This is a genomic window from Pseudorhodoferax aquiterrae, assembly GCF_014652235.1.
Classification (GTDB): Bacteria; Pseudomonadota; Gammaproteobacteria; order Burkholderiales; family Burkholderiaceae_C; genus Pseudorhodoferax; species Pseudorhodoferax aquiterrae.
Map to the genome: position 1 here is coordinate 45566 of NZ_BMYK01000014.1, position 14082 is coordinate 59647.

Here is a 14082-nt window from a genome sequence, read left to right on the forward strand (position 1 = left end):
CGTTCAGGCCGCATCCGGCAGCAGCAGGATCTTGCCCACGCTCTGCCCCGACTCCATGCGCCGGTGCGCCTGGGCGGCCTGCGCCAGCGGGAAGCGGCTGTCGATGACGGGCCGGATGCGGCCGTCCGCCAGCGCCGGCAGCCAGCGCGCGGCGAAGCGCTGCACCATGGCCTGCTTCACCGCGGGCGGGCGCGACTTCATGACCGTGCCGAAGATCTGCAGGTGGCGGAACAGCAGCAGGTCCATCGGCAGCGGTGCGGGCTCGGCGCCCCCGAGCAGGCCCACGACGACCAGACGGCCGCCCAGCGCGAGCGATCGCAGGTTGCGCTCCAGGTAGGGCGCACCGATGAAATCGACCACCACGTCCACGCCCTGGCCCCCGGTCTCGCGCGCCACGATGGCCTGGAAGTCCTCGCAGCGGTGGTCGATGAAGACATCGGCGCCCAAGCCCGCCACCGCCCCGCGCTTGTCGCCGCTGGCCGTGGCGAACACGCGTGCGCCGGCCGCATGCGCCAGCTGCACCGCGGCAGAGCCGACGCCGCCGGCCGCCGCATGCACCAGCACCGACGCGCCGGCCTGCAGCCGGGCCAGGTGGAACAAGGCCTCGTGCGCGGTCACGAAGACCTCGGCCACCGCGCCCGCATCGGCCAGCGGCAGGCCGGCCGGCACCGGCATGGCCATGCGGTGGTCGATGCGCGAATACTCCGCATAGGCACCGCCGCCCACGATGCCCATGACGCGGTCGCCCACGGCGAAGCCCTGGACCTGCGGCCCCGCTTCCACCACGGTTCCGGCGATCTCCAGGCCCATAGTGTCGGCGTCGCCGAAATGGGCGCGTCCGTAGGCACCCTTGCGGTGCGCGATGTCGGCACGGTTCACGCCGATGGCGGCATTGCGCACGAGCAGGTCGTGCGGGCGCAGCGCGGGGCGTGCGACGGTGCGGGCCTCGAGCACCTCGGGGCCGCCGAATGCGTCGAAGACGATGGCTTGCATGGTGGGGTGTGTCATGGGGCGCCAGCATAGGCCCGCTCGGTGCCTGTAAAGTGCAGCGATTTCGCTTCATTGCGATGCAGAAATGCACCACCCGCCGCGCATGAACTGGGACGACGCCCGTATCTTCCTTGCCTTGACGCGCCAGCCCTCGCTGCGCGCGGCGGCACGCAGCCTGGCCGTCGACCAGGCCACCGTGGGGCGGCGCCTGAATGCGCTGGAGGCCGAACTCGGTGCGCGGCTGTTCCTGCGCGCGCGACGGCTGGCTGCTCACGCCCGCCGGGGAGGCCGCACTGCACGCGGCGCGGCGCATGGAGGCGGCGGCGCTGGACTTGCGCAGCAAGATCGAGGGCCAGGACGAGAGCCCGGCCGGGCTGGTGCGCGTGACCAGCTCGGACAGCATCGCGATCGAGTACCTGCTGCCGGCCATCGCCGGCCTGCAGCAGCGCTGGCCGCAGATCCGCGTGGACCTGGAAGTCTCGAGCGCGCTGCTCAACCTCGGCCGCCGGCAGGCCGACATCGCCTTGCGCAATGTGCGGCCCGACACGCCGGACCTCGTCGTGCGCCGTGTGGCCGCGTGGCCGGTCGGCCTGTTCGCGAGCCCCGCCTACCTCGCCCGCTGCGGTGAGCCTTCGCCCGAAGACGGACTGCGCGGCCACCAGCTCGTGGCCTATGGTCCCTACCTGGCCCAGGATGCCCTGCCCACCGTGGCCGACCTGCCGGCACGGCATGCCCGCATCGCGCTGGCCGTCAACTCCAGCCTGCTGCTGCGCAAGGCCGTGGCGGCCGGCATCGGCATGGGCGAGATGCCGGTGCAGATGGGCGAGCGCGAGGGCCTGGTGCGCATCTGGCCCGCGCGGCAGCGTGCGCGCGCGCACGAGGTCTGGCTGGTCATGCACCCGGACCTGCAGCGCACGGCACGCGTGCGCGCGACCGCGCAGTGCCTGACCGAGGCGCTGGCCGCACCGTGGGCATGAGCCGGTTCGATGGCCCGTCACCCTCTCGGGCGCAGGCGATTGCGGCTCTGGCTAGACTGCGGCAGACGGTGGTACCGCGCGCCCGCGCGTACCACCCCACAAGGATGCGAAAGGACGACAGCCTGGCATGCACCTGAACTACAACCCCGATGACCTGGACGTGAGGATCTGCGAGCTGCTGGTGGCCACCTGCGACGGGGCCGACCCGGCGCTGCCGGCGGCCGTGCAGGAGGTGCTGCAGCTTCTGCGCGTGCGCCTGGGCATGGACGTGGCCTTCGTGTCGCGGCTCGCCGATGGCCTGCGCACGCTGCAGGCCGTGGACAGCGCGCCGGATTTCCAGCTGCTGCAGCCCGGCATGTGCGACCCGATCGAGGAAAGCTGGTGCCAGCGCGTGGTGGACGGCCGGCTGCCGCAGCGCATGGACGACGCCGCGCCCTACGTCGCCGCAGGCCGCGCGCCCGATCCCGGTTTCACCATCGGCACGCACCTGAGCACGCCCGTGCGCCTGGCCGACGGACGCGTGTACGGCACGCTGTGCTGCTTCAGCCGCGGCGTGCAGCCCGGCGCGGACATCGACCGCCTGCGCTACACGGCCCGCCTGCTCGCGGACCGGCTGTCGGCCCGCGGCGCGACGCTCTAGGAAGCGAACAAGCCCTTGTGCTGCTCGCGCAGCAGGTTCTTCTGCACCTTGCCCATGGTGTTGCGCGGCAGGCTGTCGACGACGAAGGCGCGCTTGGGGATCTTGAAGTTAGCCAGTTGCTGCTTGAGCGCGGCCAGCAATGCCTCGCCGTCCAGCGCCGCGCCCGGTTTGCCGATCAGCACGGCCACGCCGACCTCGCCGAAATCCGGGTGCGGCACGCCGACCACGGCGCTCTCGGCCACGCCCGGCATCTCGTTCAGGAAGCCCTCGATCTCGGCCGGGTAGACGTTGTAGCCGCCGCTGATGATGAGGTCCTTGCTGCGGCCCACGATGGTCACGTAGCCCGCGGCATCGACGCGGCCCACGTCGCCGGTCTTGAAGAAGCCGTCGGCGGTGAACTCCTCGGCCGTCTTCTCGGGCATGCGCCAGTAGCCCTGGAACACGTTGGGGCCGCGCACCTGGATGCCGCCGATCTCGCCCTGCGGCACGGCCTGGCCCGCGTCGTCGACCACGCGCAGTTCCACGCCCGGCAGGGGGAAACCCACGGTGCCGCCGCGGCGCTCGCCATCCTCGGCGCGGTAGGGATTGGAGGTCAGCATGGCGGTTTCGCTCATGCCGTAGCGTTCCAGGATGGTGTGGCCCGTGCGCGCCTGCCAGTCCTTGAAGGTCTCGATCAGGAGCGGCGCGGAACCCGAGATGAACAGGCGCATGTTGCGCACCGCCTCCTTGGTGAGCGCGGGCTCGGCCAGCATGCGCACGTAGAGCGTGGGCACGCCCATGAACACGGTGGCCTCGGGCAGCTTGGCGATGGCCGCCTTGGGGTCGAACTTCGCCATCCAGAGCATCTTGCTGCCGTTGAGCAGCGCGCCGTGGAGCGCGACGAACAGGCCGTGCACGTGGAAGATGGGCAGCGCGTGCAGCAGCACGTCGCCGTCCTGCCAGCCCCAGTAGTCCTTGAGCACGCGCGCGTTGCTGAGCAGGTTGCCATGGCTCAGCATGGCGCCCTTGCTGCGGCCCGTGGTGCCGCTGGTGTACAGGATGGCGGCGAGGTCGTCGGCCGCGCGCTGCACCGGCGTGTGCTGGTCGCTGCAGTGCGATGTGCGCTCGAGCAGCGTGCCGCTGCGGTCTTCGCCCAGCGTGAACACGTAGCGCGTGCCGGCCTGGAACGCGATCTTGCTGACCCAGCCATGGTTGGCCGGGCTGCAGACCACCACGGCCGGCTCGGCGTTGCCGACGAAGTAGCCGATCTCCGCGCTCTGGTAGGCCGTGTTGAGCGGCAGGAACACGTGGCCGGCGCGCAGCGTGGCCAGGTACAGCAGCACGGCTTCGACCGATTTTTCCACCTGCACCGCGATGCGCGAGGCCGGCGGCAGCTCCAGCGATTCCAGCAGGTTGGCGATCATGGCGCTGGCGCGCTCGAGGTCGCGCCAGCTGTAGCGCAGGGGCTGGCCACCAGGTTCGGTGGCGTCGATCGCGGTGGCGTCCAGGTCGGCGGGGAACGCCGCGCGCAGGGCGGCGTAGAGGTTCTGGTTCTCGGTGGCGGTGCTCATGGTGAGGGGAAGAAAAAGCTCATTCGAGTTTTGCGCCGGATGCTTGCACGACGGCGGCCCAGCGCTTGATCTCGGCCGAAACGAAACTGCCGAACTGCGCGGGCGTGAGGGTACCGAATTCCGCACCGTTGCTGGCCCAGACCGTCTTGATCTCGTCGGCCGCGGCCGTGCGCTGGAAGGCCTGGACGATCTGCGCCTGCACATCGGCCGGCGTCCCCTTGGGCGCCCACAGCCCGTACCAGGTGGTCACGGTGTAGTCGGGCAGACCGACCTCGGCGGCGCAGGGCACGTCCGGCAGCGAGGGATTGCGCTTGCCGCCCGACACCATGAGCGGCTTGATGCGCCCGCCCTTGATGTGCGCGGCAGACGATCCCAGGCCGTCGAACATCACGTCCACGTTGCCGGCGATCAGGTCGGCCAGCGCCGGGCCCGCGCCGCGGTAGGGAATGTGGGTGATGAAGGTGCCGGTCTGCTGCTTGAACAACTCGCCCGCCAGGTGGTGCGAGGTGCCGGCGCCGGCCGAGGCGTAGTTGTAGCGCGCGGGGTTGCGCTTGACGAGCGCGAGAAAGCTCTTGAGGTCGTTCGCCTCCACGCGCTTGGGGTTGACCACCACCACCTGCGGCACGTTGGCCAGCAGCGCGAGCGGCACGAAGTCCTTCTCGAGGTCGTAGTCGAGCTTGGGGTACATCGAGGGCGCGATGGCATGGTGCACCGCGCCCATGAAGAGGCCGTAGCCGTCGGCATGCAGCTTGGCCGCGACGCTGGCGCCCAGGGTGCCGCCAGCACCGCCGCGGTTGTCGATGACCAGCGTCTTGCCCGTGAGCTTGGCGAACTGCGCGGCCAGCGGCCGCGCGAAGGCGTCGGTGCCGCCGCCGGCCGGGAACGGCACGACCAGCGTGACGGGTTTGCTCGGCCAGCCCGACTGGGCCCGGGCCGCCAGCGCAGCCGGCAGCAGGCCGGCGCCAGCCAGTTGCAACGCGCCGCGGCGCGTGATGGGGATCGGCATGTCTTGTCTCCTGTCGTTGTGGAAAGAAAGGCGGTCTGCGCCGCTCCGGTGTCTGTCGCTCAGAGCAGCAGCCGCTCGACCTCGGACGACAGCGGGATGCGTCCCGCCACCGTCATGGCCCGGTGCTTGTCGAGCCGGCGCAGATCGTACAGATAGTTGACCATGAGCCCGCAGGACTGCTTGAGCCCCTTGGGCGAAGGGTCGCCGGCCCAGTTGAGCCGCTCCACGCGCGCGCCGTTGCCCAGGTGGAAGCGCGCCACCGGGTCGAGCGGGCGGCCCTGGTCGAGTTCGCGGCCCAGGTACTCGGCCGCGCAGCGCAGCAGGAACTGGCGCGCGGGCGACTTCTCCTCCAACGTCAGCACGCGCTCGGTGGCGGCCAGCACATGCTCGGCCTCGGGCGCCTTGGTGCCCAGCGCGCGGCCGAGTTCGGCGCGCGCCTTGTCGGGCATGCGCGCGAGCATGCCGCCCGCGTTCTTGGTCAGCCAGGCACGAAAGCCCGGGATCGGCGAGAGCGTGGCGAACTGCTTGAGCTTGGGGAATTCGGCACGCAGCGTCTCCACCACGCGCTTGATCAGCGAGTCGCCGAACGAGACGCCGCGCAGCCCGGTCTGGGTGTTGCTGATGGAGTAGAAGATCGCCGTCGTGGCCTTGCCGATGTCGTGCACGGCGGCCTGTTCGTCCAGCAGCGGCCCGATGCCGCCGGCCAGGTGGTCGATCAGCGCCACCTCGACGAAGATCAGCGGCTCGTTCGGCATCCGCGGGTGGAAGAAGCCGTAGCAGCGGCGGTCGCTGTCGAGCCGGTTCTTCACGTCGGCCCAGCTGCGGATGTCGTGCACGGCCTCGTACTTGATGAGCTTTTCGATCAGCGAGGCCGGCGAGTCCCAGCTGATGCGGCGCAGCTCCAGGAACGGCAGGTCGAACCAGGTGGAGAACAGCGCGGCCAGCTCGGCGTCCAGCGGCTGCAGCCGGCGCTCGGACTTGAGCTGCGGCAGCAGCTCGGCGCGCAGGTCCACGAGGAAGTGCAGGCCCTGCGGGTCGACCGCGAAGCGCTGCAGCATGCGCGTGCGCGGCGAGACGAAGGCGCTGCGCAGCCGGATCTCGGCGGCGCCCTGCTCGGGCGTGCCGTGCACGGCGTCGTAGTGCTCGCGCGCGGCGCGCACCTCGTCGGCGTCGGGCGCGAACTGCTCGACCAGCAGCAGCCAGAGGTCGCGCCGCTCGGCGGCCGTGGCCGTGCCGTACCAGGCCATGACCTGCTGGGCGCGGCGGCCGGCCTCGGCCTCGCTGACATGCGGGTCGACCACGGCCTGCAACTGCGCCAGCAGGCGGCGCAGCGCGCTGGGCGTCAGCGCTTCGGGCTCGCGGCGCAGCGTGGCGCGCAGGCGCTCGGCCATGGGGCGGGGCGCGTCCGGGGTGACGGCCGGCGGCTTGGCGGCCGGCTTGAGCAGCGCGAGGCTGCGGGCAATCCAGTCGGTGGCATTCATGGTGGATCCTTGGAAGGCAGGTTCAGGGAGCGATCCGGTTGGCCTGGCTGCGCGCCACCTCGCGCAGCGCCTCGCGCTGGCGCAGCAGGTGCTCGTGCATGGCGGCCTGCGCGGCCGGCGCGTCGCGCGCCTGCAGCGCGGCGAACAGCGCGAGATGTTCGGCGCAGCTCTGCTCCAGCCGACCCGGGGCCTGCAGCTGCTGCAGCCGGGCGAGCTTGGCCAGCTTGCGCAGGTCGCCGATCACGCGGGCCAGCCAGGGGTTGTCGGCCAGCGCGATGATGGCCTCGTGGATCGCCAGGTTGGCGGCGTAATAGTCGGCAATGCGCCTGGCCCTGGCATGGCGCTGCAGCCGTTCGTGCAGCGCCTGCAGCGCCTGCAATTCGGCGTCGCTGGCCTGCTGGGCGGCCTCGAACGCGGCGCGGCCCTCCAGCAATGCCAGCACCGGGAAGATCTGGTCCAGGTCCTGCGCCGTCACCTGGTTCACGAAGCTGCCCCGGCGCGGCTCGTGGCGCACCAGGCCTTCGGCGGCGAGCACCTTGAGCGCCTCGCGCAGCGGCGTGCGGGAGATCGCCAGGCTGGCGCACAGCGCGGGCTCGTCGATGAAGCTGCCGGGCGCGAGCTCGCCCGCGAAGATCAGCTGGCGCAGGCGCTCGGCGACTTCGTCGTGCAGGGAACTTCGGACCGGGCGCATGGCGTGGGGGGGCAGTTGGGGTGCGCCGCCGACTGCGCGAGCGGCTCTGTAATTTCCAATAATTACAGCTAATTATTCTGCCGGCACGCCCATCCCGCAATGCCCGTCGAACGCCGAAAGCTCCACGCGGCGCGGCTGACACAATCGCGGCCCATGTCCGCCTCCACCGAACTGCCCACCCTGCCCGATCTGGCCGCCCGCGTGGCCGCGCGTCTGCGCGAACGCCGCGACACCGTGGCCGTGGCCGAGTCCTCGGCCGGCGGCCTGGTCGCCGCCGCGTTGCTGGCCGTGCCGGGGGCGTCCGCCTACTTCCTGGGCGGCGCCGTGGTCTATTCGCGCCGTGCCGGCAAGGCCCTGCTGGGCCTGGCGCCGGCCGACATGGAAGGCCTGCGCGCCGAGACCGAGCCCTATGCGCTGCTGCTGGCGAGCAAGGTACGCGCCAGCCACCGCGCCAGCTGGGGCCTGGGCGAGACCGGGGCGGCCGGCCCGTCCGACAGCCCCGCCGGCGACCCGGCCGGCCGGGCCTGCCTGGCCGTCGTCGGTGCGACGCAGCACAGCCGCACCGTGCTGACCGGCAGCACCGAACGCGCCACCAACATGGACCTGTTCGCCCGCCAGCTGCTGGCGCTGTTCGACGACGTGCTCGCCGAGGCGCCATGACGCTGGCACCGCCCACCGACGCCGCCTCGGCACGCGCCGCCATCGACGCGATCGCGGCACGCCTCGCGGCCCGCGGCATCGCCGGCATGCGCGCGCCGCCGCCCGAGCCCACCACCTGCTGCGGCCGCGGCTGCAACGGCTGTGTCTGGGAGGGCTACCTGGGCGCGGTGGTCTGGTGGTGCGAGGACGCCCAGGCCCTGCTGGCCGAGGCCGCCCCGGCATGACGTCCGAGACCCGGGCCGCGCTGCGCGCCAATCTCGAGAAGCTGCTGGCCGGCGGCCGCGACGGCGCGCTGCTGCGCTTCGGGCTGGGCCAGGCGCTGTTGCAGGAGGGCCAGCCGCAGCAAGCCGCCCCGCACCTGCAGCAGGCCACGGTCCAGGATCCGCACTACTCAGCGGCCTGGAAGCTGCTCGGCAAGGCGCTGGAGCAGCTGGGCCGCACCGACGAGGCCGAAGCGGCCTGGACCCAGGGCCTGGCCGTCGCCCGTGAGCGCGGCGACATGCAGTCCGTCAAGGAGATCACCGTGTTCCTGCGGCGCCTGCAGCGCGCGCGGGGCGGCTGACGCTCAGGCGCGGGCCGGCAGCGCAGCGGCACGCCGCCCGCACCAGACCCACATCACGATGCCGGCCAGCACCATGGGCACGCACAGCCACTGGCCCATGCTCATGCCCAGCGACAGCAGGCCCAGGAAGGCATCGGGCTCGCGGAAGAACTCGGCCGTGAAGCGCAGCAGGCCGTAGCCGATCAGGAAGGCCGCAGCGACCTGGCCCTCGGCGCGGCGCTTGCGCGCGTACAGCCACAGCAGCACGAACAGCAGCAGGCCCTCCAGCAGGAACTGGTAGACCTGCGAGGGGTGGCGCGGCAGCATGGAGCCGCTCTGCGGGAACACCATGCCCCAGGGCAGGTCCGGGCTGGAGAAGCGGCCCCACAGCTCGCCGTTGATGAAGTTGCCGACGCGGCCGGCCGCCAGCCCGGTCGGCACGCAGGGCGCCACGAAGTCAGCCACCTGCATCCAGGGCCGCTGTCGCGAGCGCGCGAACCAGACCATGGCCACGATCACGCCCAGCATGCCGCCGTGGAAGGCCATGCCGCCCTGCCACACGTAGAGGATCTCCAATGGGTGGGCGACGTAGTGGCCGGGCTTGTAGAACAGGCAGTAGCCCAGCCGCCCGCCGACCACCACGCCGACCACGCCCAGGAACAGGATGTCCTCCACATCCTTGCGCGTCCAGGGCGGCACCACCGAGGCGAAGGGCTCGTGGCGCAGGCGCAGGTTGCCCAGGAACATGAACAGGCCGAAGGCGACCAGGTAGGTGATGCCATACCAGTGGATGGCGACAGGCCCGATCTGCAGCGCGACCGGGTCGATCTGGGGGTACATGAGCATCGGGCGATTGTGCCCGCCGGCCGCGGCTCAGCCCGAAAAGCCCCCCTCGGCCAGGAAGGCCTGCTCGGCCACCGTGGTCGCGCGCCCCAGCATGGCGTTGCGGTGCGGAAAGCGGCCGAAGCGCGCCACGATGTCCAGGTGGCCCTGCGCATGGCTGGCGAACGGCTCGCCCAGCGCGCGGTTGAGCGCCAGCGCCCGCTCCTGGTCGGGCAGATGCTCGGAATGCGAGAGCGGCAGGTAGAAGAACAACCGCAGGTCCTGCGGCACCTGCCGGTCCAGGCCGGCGTCCAGCGCCTGGCGACAGAACATGCGGGCCAGCGGATCGGTCGCGTACATGTGGCCGGTGCCGCGAAAGCTGTTGCGCGGGTACTGGTCGAGCAGCAACAGCAAGGCCAGCGCGCCCTCGGCCGTCGCCACCCAGGCATCGCAGCGGCGCGCGGCCGCGGCGAAATGCAGGTCGTGGAAACGTTCGCGGAACGCGCGGTCGAAGGCCGCGTCCTTGGCGAACCAGCGCGCAGAACCGGCGTCGCGCCAGAACTGCACGACGGCGGCAGCCTGCGCCGGCGGCACGGGGTCGTGCTCAGGCGGGCTTGGCTTGCGTGGCATCGTCGTTCTCCTTGTTGCGCAGATGGCCCAGCACCAGGGCCCGGCCGGCGAAGGCGTCGCCGGCCACTTCCAGGTCGAAGCGTTCGCCGTCCAGGCGGCGCAGGTCGGCCATCACGGCATCGGCCTCCTCCGGCGTGGCGCCCGTGGCCAGCACCGCCTCGCGGCCCAGAAGCATGGCCGACTCGAAGGTCTCGCGCACCACATAGTCGGCGCCGCCGGTCTTGACCAGCTCCAGCGCATGCTCGCGGTCGAAGGCCCGCACCAGCACGCGCGCATGCGGGCATTCGGCCTTGGCGTTCTCGGCGATGCGCGTGGCGGCTGCCTTGTCGTCCACGCAGACCAGGATGGCGCTGGCGCTGTGCGCACCGGCCGCATGCAGCACGTCGGCACGGGCGCCGTCGCCGTAGTAGACCTTGAAGCCCAGGTAGGACTGGGCGTCACGGATGACCTGGGTGTCGTTGTCGATCACGGTCAGCGAGGCGCCGCGTGCCACCACGCCCTGGCTGGCGATCTGGCCGACGCGGCCGAAGCCGATCACGAGCACGCTGGCACGCCGGTCCTGCGCAGCCTCCACGCCCTCCATCGAACTGGCCGGCCGCGGGCCGAAGCGGCCGTGCAACAGCACCACCAGCGGCGTGAGCGCCATGGACAGCACCACGATGGCCGTCATGTTGGCGTTGACGGTCGCGTCGATCACGCCGGCGCCCAGCGCCGCGGCGAACAGCACGAAGGCGAACTCGCCGCCCTGGGCCATCAGCACGGCGCGGTCCAGCGCATCGGCGTGCGAACTCCTGGCCAAGCGCGCCACGCCGTAGATGCAAAGCGCCTTGACCGCCATCATCGCGACCACGCCCGCCGCGATCAGCGGCCAGTTGCGCGCCACCACGGCCAGGTCCAGCGACATGCCCACGCCCAGGAAGAACAGGCCCAGCAGCAGGCCGCGGAAGGGCTCGATGTCGGCCTCCAGCTGGTGGCGAAACGTGGACTCCGAAAGCAGCACGCCGGCCAGGAAAGCGCCCATGGCCATGGACAGGCCACCCAGTTGCATCAGCAGCGCCGCGCCCAGCACCACCAGGAGCGCGGCCGCCGTCATCACCTCGCGCGCCTTGGCGGTGGCCAGCACGCGGAACAGCGGGTTGAGCAGCCACACGCCGGCCGCCACCAGTGCGGCCAGCGCACCCAGGGCCAGGCCGACGACGCCCCAGCGCGAGGGCGCCACCGCCTGCGCATCGAGCGCGGGCGGCGCGATGAAGGCGACGATGGCCAGCAGCGGCACGATCAGCAGGTCCTCGAAAAGCAGGATGGAGACGATGCGCTGCCCGCGGGGCGCGGCGATGTCGCCGCGCTCGCCCAAGAGCTGCATGACGATGGCCGTGGAGGTCAGCACGAAGCCCATGGCGCTCACGAAGGACACGGCCAAGGGAAAGCCGAAGCCGATGCCCACCAGCGTCAGCAGCAAGCCGCAGACCAGGCACTGCAGGCTGCCCAGGCCGAAGATCTGGCGCCGCAGGCTCCACAGGTGCGAGGGCTGCATCTCCAGCCCGATCACGAACAGGAACATCACCACGCCGAGCTCGGCCACGTGCAGGATGGCCTGCGGATCGTCGAACAGCCTGAGCCCGAACGGCCCGATGGCCAGGCCGGCCGCCAGGTAGCCCAGCACCGAGCCCAGGCCGAGCCGCTTGAACAGCGGCACGCCGACCACGGCTGCACCGAGCAGACTGACGACCCGCACGAGATCGTTCGCACTTCCTTCTACCGCCATCGAGGCCCTCCCAAAAACAAAAAAGCGCGGCCCTTGCGCAGGCCGCGCCCATATCCAGCACGGATCAACGGGGTTCGCACCCCGAACGGATGCTTCTTCTTGTGATCAGCTGCGCGACAGTTGCCAGGCCACCAGTCCTGCCACCAGCGCCGGAACGGCGAACACGACGAGCAGGATCGGCAATTCTTCCCGCACTGTATAGCCAGCGTGCGTCACGCCCACCCACATGTTGAGCAGCGCGACCAGCAGCCAGACCGGCACGAAGGCCTTGGCGGCCAGCGCCATGGCGGCGCCGCTGGCGCCCCACAGCCATCCGAACAACACGAACACCACGAGCAGCAGCACGCCCGCCCCCATCGTCATCGCCATGTGCATGGCAGCCTCCCTTTCAAGGTTTGAAACATGTCCGGCGCGCTAGCGTAGCAGCGCGCGGTAGAAGTCCAGCCCGGCCTGCAGGTGCGGTCCCAGCGGCAGGCCGCGGCCCAGCATCTCGTCCAGCGCGGGCTGCGCGATCTCCATCACGTAGCTGCTGCGCGTGGCGACCAGCCGCGTGGGCGGCAGGCCCAAGGCCACCATGTCACGCCCGCCATACCACTTGGCCGGGTCGGCATGTCCCGCCGCGATGCTGCGGCCGGCCACCTGCAGCTGCCAGCCACCGTCCAGCAGCGTCCAGAAGCTGTCGATGCCGCGCTGGCTGCTCGCCACCTCGGCCCCGGGCTCGACCGACCATTCGCGCGAATGGTCGATGACCCATTGCAGCTGCTCGTTCGACATGCCGCGGAACATCGGCACCTTGGCCAGAAGATGCAGGTAGGTGACCGAGGCCTTCATGCCGGGGCCGGGCGGCGTGGCGCCGGAGCTCGCGCACCCCGGCAGTGCGGCGCCCAGGGGCAATGCGGCCGCAGCGGCGAGCCATCGGCGTCGGGTGGAAATGCCCATGTGTTCACTCCGAGAAGACCGACAGGTTCTTGGCGATGTCCTTGCCCGCGTAGGGCGGGAACACGTCGAGCACCTGGTCGGGGTTGCCCAGCAGCATGGCCTTGGTGTTGGACAAGGCGTCGAAGCCGGCCTTGCCGTAGTACTTGCCCATGCCCGAGTAGCCGACTCCGCCGAACGGCAGGCTGTCGATCCAGCAGTGCAGGTTGGTCTGGTTCACGCAACCGCCGCCGAACGAGACGCGGCCCAGGAAGCGGTCGATGTGGTCCTGGTTCTTGCTGAAGATGTAGGCCGCCAGCGATTTGGGCTTGCGCATGATAGTCTCCACCATGGCGTCGAAGTCCTCGTAGGGCAGCACCGGCAGCACGGGGCCGAACACCTCCTGCTGCATGGCCGGGTCGTCCCAGCTGGAGGGGTAGAGCACGGTGGGCTCGACGTAGCGGTCGGCGACGTCGTGGCGGCCACCGTGCACCACCTTGTCCGGCAGGATGTAGGAAGCCACGCGCTCGGTGTCGTGCGTGCTGATCATGCGCGCGAAATCGGGGCTTTGCTGCGGATCGCTGCCGTACATGGCCGTCAACGAGCGCTTGAGCCGCGCGATGAAGTCCTCGGCGATGGAGCGGTGCACGTAGACATAGCCCGGTGCGATGCACCACTGGCCCGAGATCGCGTTGTGGCCCCAGGCGATGCGGTCCACCGCGATGTCCAGGTTGGCGGTCTCGTCGACCACCGTGGGGTTCTGGCCGCCGAGTTCCAGAACGACGGGCGTCAGGTGCTCGGCCGCCGCCCGCATGACGACCTTGCCGACATTGGAACTGCCGGTGAAGAAGATGAAATCGAACGGCAGTTCCAGCAGCGTGGCGATCTCCTCGCGCCCGCCTGTGACGATGGACACGGCCTCGGGCGCGAAATAGCGTGGCACGAGTTCGGCCAGCAGTGCCGCCACGCGCGGCGTGGTGTTCGCCGGCTTGAGCACCACGGTGTTGCCGGCCGCCAGCGCCGCGATGGCCGGATCGAGCAGCAGCAGGATGGGGGCGTTGAACGGGCCGATGACCAGCGTGACGCCGTACGGCTCCTTGTGGACCACGCCGCGGTTGCCTGCTGCCTCCAGCCCCTTGGGAATGGCGACCGGCTGCGGCGCCATCAATTCGGCCAGGTTGTTGCGGTAGTACGCGATGACGCCCAGCGGCACCGTGATCTCGAACAGCTGCTCGAACGGTGGCTTGCGGAAGTCCTGGTAGAGCGCATCGCACAGCGCCTGCTGGTTCTCGCGCAGCAGCCGCTCCATGCGCCCGAGCTGGTCCGTGCGCCAGGCATGGGACCGGCTCGCGCCGCTGAAGAAGAATTCCCGCTGACGGTCCAACAGGGGTTGGAATCGGTTCATGGTGTCCCT

At 70.8% G+C, this 14082-nt stretch carries 15 protein-coding genes and 1 pseudogene; 5 read left to right on the forward strand and 11 right to left on the reverse strand.

The features are described 5' to 3' along the window. Positions 1-3 precede the first annotated feature (3 nt). The gene (locus tag IE209_RS20005; RefSeq protein ID WP_189688671.1) at positions 4-993 is read right to left on the reverse strand and encodes an NAD(P)H-quinone oxidoreductase; all 990 of its coding nucleotides are present in this window, start codon (positions 991-993) and stop codon (positions 4-6) included. A 100-nt stretch (positions 994-1093) separates the two neighbouring features. Between IE209_RS20005 and IE209_RS20010 the strand changes: the two are divergent. Continuing rightward, a pseudogene (locus tag IE209_RS20010) lies at positions 1094-1967 on the forward strand (LysR family transcriptional regulator). A gap of 127 nt (positions 1968-2094) precedes the next feature. After that, positions 2095-2607 carry a GAF domain-containing protein gene (locus IE209_RS20015; protein ID WP_189688672.1) on the forward strand — a complete coding sequence of 171 codons (513 nt, stop codon included), beginning with the start codon at positions 2095-2097 and terminating at the stop codon, positions 2605-2607. Here IE209_RS20015 and IE209_RS20020 read toward each other — a convergent pair. The 4 genes from IE209_RS20020 to IE209_RS20035 are packed head-to-tail and all read right to left on the reverse strand — an operon-like array spanning position 2604 to position 7335. Then, a complete protein-coding gene (locus IE209_RS20020; protein WP_189688673.1) occupies positions 2604-4157 on the reverse strand; it encodes a malonate--CoA ligase in 1554 nt (517 codons plus the stop codon). The genes IE209_RS20015 and IE209_RS20020 overlap by 4 nt on opposite strands. A 19-nt stretch (positions 4158-4176) precedes the next feature. Continuing rightward, positions 4177-5163 (reverse strand): Bug family tripartite tricarboxylate transporter substrate binding protein, encoded by a 987-nt coding sequence (locus IE209_RS20025; protein ID WP_189688674.1) that lies wholly within the window; start codon positions 5161-5163, stop codon positions 4177-4179. Between the two features lie 59 nt (positions 5164-5222). Continuing rightward, on the reverse strand, positions 5223-6644 hold the full coding sequence (locus IE209_RS20030; protein ID WP_189688675.1) for a malonyl-CoA decarboxylase: 1422 nt from the start codon (positions 6642-6644) through the stop codon (positions 5223-5225). Between the two features lie 22 nt (positions 6645-6666). Next, positions 6667-7335, reverse strand: coding sequence for a GntR family transcriptional regulator (locus IE209_RS20035; protein ID WP_189688676.1), 669 nt, complete (start codon positions 7333-7335; stop codon positions 6667-6669). A gap of 153 nt (positions 7336-7488) precedes the next feature. On the opposite strand from IE209_RS20035, the gene IE209_RS20040 reads away from it, so the two are divergent. Genes IE209_RS20040 through IE209_RS20050 form a run of 3 tightly spaced genes read left to right on the forward strand, consistent with a single transcriptional unit; the run spans position 7489 to position 8557 of the window. Further along, positions 7489-7995, forward strand: coding sequence for a CinA family protein (locus IE209_RS20040; protein ID WP_189688677.1), 507 nt, complete (start codon positions 7489-7491; stop codon positions 7993-7995). Beyond that, the gene (locus IE209_RS20045) at positions 7992-8219 is read left to right on the forward strand and encodes an oxidoreductase-like domain-containing protein (RefSeq protein ID WP_189688678.1); all 228 of its coding nucleotides are present in this window, start codon (positions 7992-7994) and stop codon (positions 8217-8219) included. Before IE209_RS20040 ends, IE209_RS20045 begins: the two co-directional genes overlap by 4 nt. Further along, positions 8216-8557 carry a tetratricopeptide repeat protein gene (locus IE209_RS20050; RefSeq protein WP_189688679.1) on the forward strand — a complete coding sequence of 114 codons (342 nt, stop codon included), beginning with the start codon at positions 8216-8218 and terminating at the stop codon, positions 8555-8557. The genes IE209_RS20045 and IE209_RS20050 overlap by 4 nt, the downstream gene beginning before the upstream one ends. Positions 8558-8560: 3 nt before the next feature. Here the strand turns inward: IE209_RS20050 and lgt are convergent, their stop codons facing one another. The 6 genes from lgt to IE209_RS20080 form a co-directional block, all read right to left on the reverse strand. Further along, positions 8561-9382: a prolipoprotein diacylglyceryl transferase gene (lgt, locus tag IE209_RS20055; RefSeq protein WP_189688680.1), complete on the reverse strand. Its 822-nt coding sequence runs from the start codon at positions 9380-9382 to the stop codon at positions 8561-8563. A gap of 27 nt (positions 9383-9409) precedes the next feature. Next, positions 9410-9988: a DUF924 family protein gene (locus tag IE209_RS20060; RefSeq protein ID WP_189688681.1), complete on the reverse strand. Its 579-nt coding sequence runs from the start codon at positions 9986-9988 to the stop codon at positions 9410-9412. Further along, on the reverse strand, positions 9963-11753 hold the full coding sequence (locus tag IE209_RS20065; protein WP_189688682.1) for a monovalent cation:proton antiporter-2 (CPA2) family protein: 1791 nt from the start codon (positions 11751-11753) through the stop codon (positions 9963-9965). The genes IE209_RS20060 and IE209_RS20065 overlap by 26 nt, the downstream gene beginning before the upstream one ends. A 105-nt stretch (positions 11754-11858) precedes the next feature. Further along, positions 11859-12128: a hypothetical protein gene (locus tag IE209_RS20070; RefSeq protein WP_189688683.1), complete on the reverse strand. Its 270-nt coding sequence runs from the start codon at positions 12126-12128 to the stop codon at positions 11859-11861. Between the two features lie 39 nt (positions 12129-12167). Further along, positions 12168-12692 (reverse strand): hypothetical protein, encoded by a 525-nt coding sequence (locus IE209_RS20075; protein ID WP_189688684.1) that lies wholly within the window; start codon positions 12690-12692, stop codon positions 12168-12170. 4 nt (positions 12693-12696) lie between these two features. Next, the gene (locus tag IE209_RS20080; protein WP_189688685.1) at positions 12697-14073 is read right to left on the reverse strand and encodes an aldehyde dehydrogenase family protein; all 1377 of its coding nucleotides are present in this window, start codon (positions 14071-14073) and stop codon (positions 12697-12699) included. Between the last annotated feature and the right edge of the window lie 9 nt (positions 14074-14082).

Bases quoted from the DNA above. Each gene is read 5' to 3' on its own strand.
- IE209_RS20005 (WP_189688671.1), bottom strand. From the start codon at position 993: ATGCAAGCCATCGTCTTCGACGCATTCGGCGGCCCCGAGGTGCTCGAG.
- IE209_RS20015 (WP_189688672.1), top strand. From the start codon at position 2,095: ATGCACCTGAACTACAACCCCGATGACCTGGACGTGAGGATCTGCGAG.
- IE209_RS20020 (WP_189688673.1), bottom strand. From the start codon at position 4,157: ATGAGCACCGCCACCGAGAACCAGAACCTCTACGCCGCCCTGCGCGCG.
- IE209_RS20025 (WP_189688674.1), bottom strand. From the start codon at position 5,163: ATGCCGATCCCCATCACGCGCCGCGGCGCGTTGCAACTGGCTGGCGCC.
- IE209_RS20030 (WP_189688675.1), bottom strand. From the start codon at position 6,644: ATGAATGCCACCGACTGGATTGCCCGCAGCCTCGCGCTGCTCAAGCCG.
- IE209_RS20035 (WP_189688676.1), bottom strand. From the start codon at position 7,335: ATGCGCCCGGTCCGAAGTTCCCTGCACGACGAAGTCGCCGAGCGCCTG.
- IE209_RS20040 (WP_189688677.1), top strand. From the start codon at position 7,489: ATGTCCGCCTCCACCGAACTGCCCACCCTGCCCGATCTGGCCGCCCGC.
- IE209_RS20045 (WP_189688678.1), top strand. From the start codon at position 7,992: ATGACGCTGGCACCGCCCACCGACGCCGCCTCGGCACGCGCCGCCATC.
- IE209_RS20050 (WP_189688679.1), top strand. From the start codon at position 8,216: ATGACGTCCGAGACCCGGGCCGCGCTGCGCGCCAATCTCGAGAAGCTG.
- lgt (WP_189688680.1), bottom strand. From the start codon at position 9,382: ATGCTCATGTACCCCCAGATCGACCCGGTCGCGCTGCAGATCGGGCCT.
- IE209_RS20060 (WP_189688681.1), bottom strand. From the start codon at position 9,988: ATGCCACGCAAGCCAAGCCCGCCTGAGCACGACCCCGTGCCGCCGGCG.
- IE209_RS20065 (WP_189688682.1), bottom strand. From the start codon at position 11,753: ATGGCGGTAGAAGGAAGTGCGAACGATCTCGTGCGGGTCGTCAGTCTG.
- IE209_RS20070 (WP_189688683.1), bottom strand. From the start codon at position 12,128: ATGCACATGGCGATGACGATGGGGGCGGGCGTGCTGCTGCTCGTGGTG.
- IE209_RS20075 (WP_189688684.1), bottom strand. From the start codon at position 12,692: ATGGGCATTTCCACCCGACGCCGATGGCTCGCCGCTGCGGCCGCATTG.
- IE209_RS20080 (WP_189688685.1), bottom strand. From the start codon at position 14,073: ATGAACCGATTCCAACCCCTGTTGGACCGTCAGCGGGAATTCTTCTTC.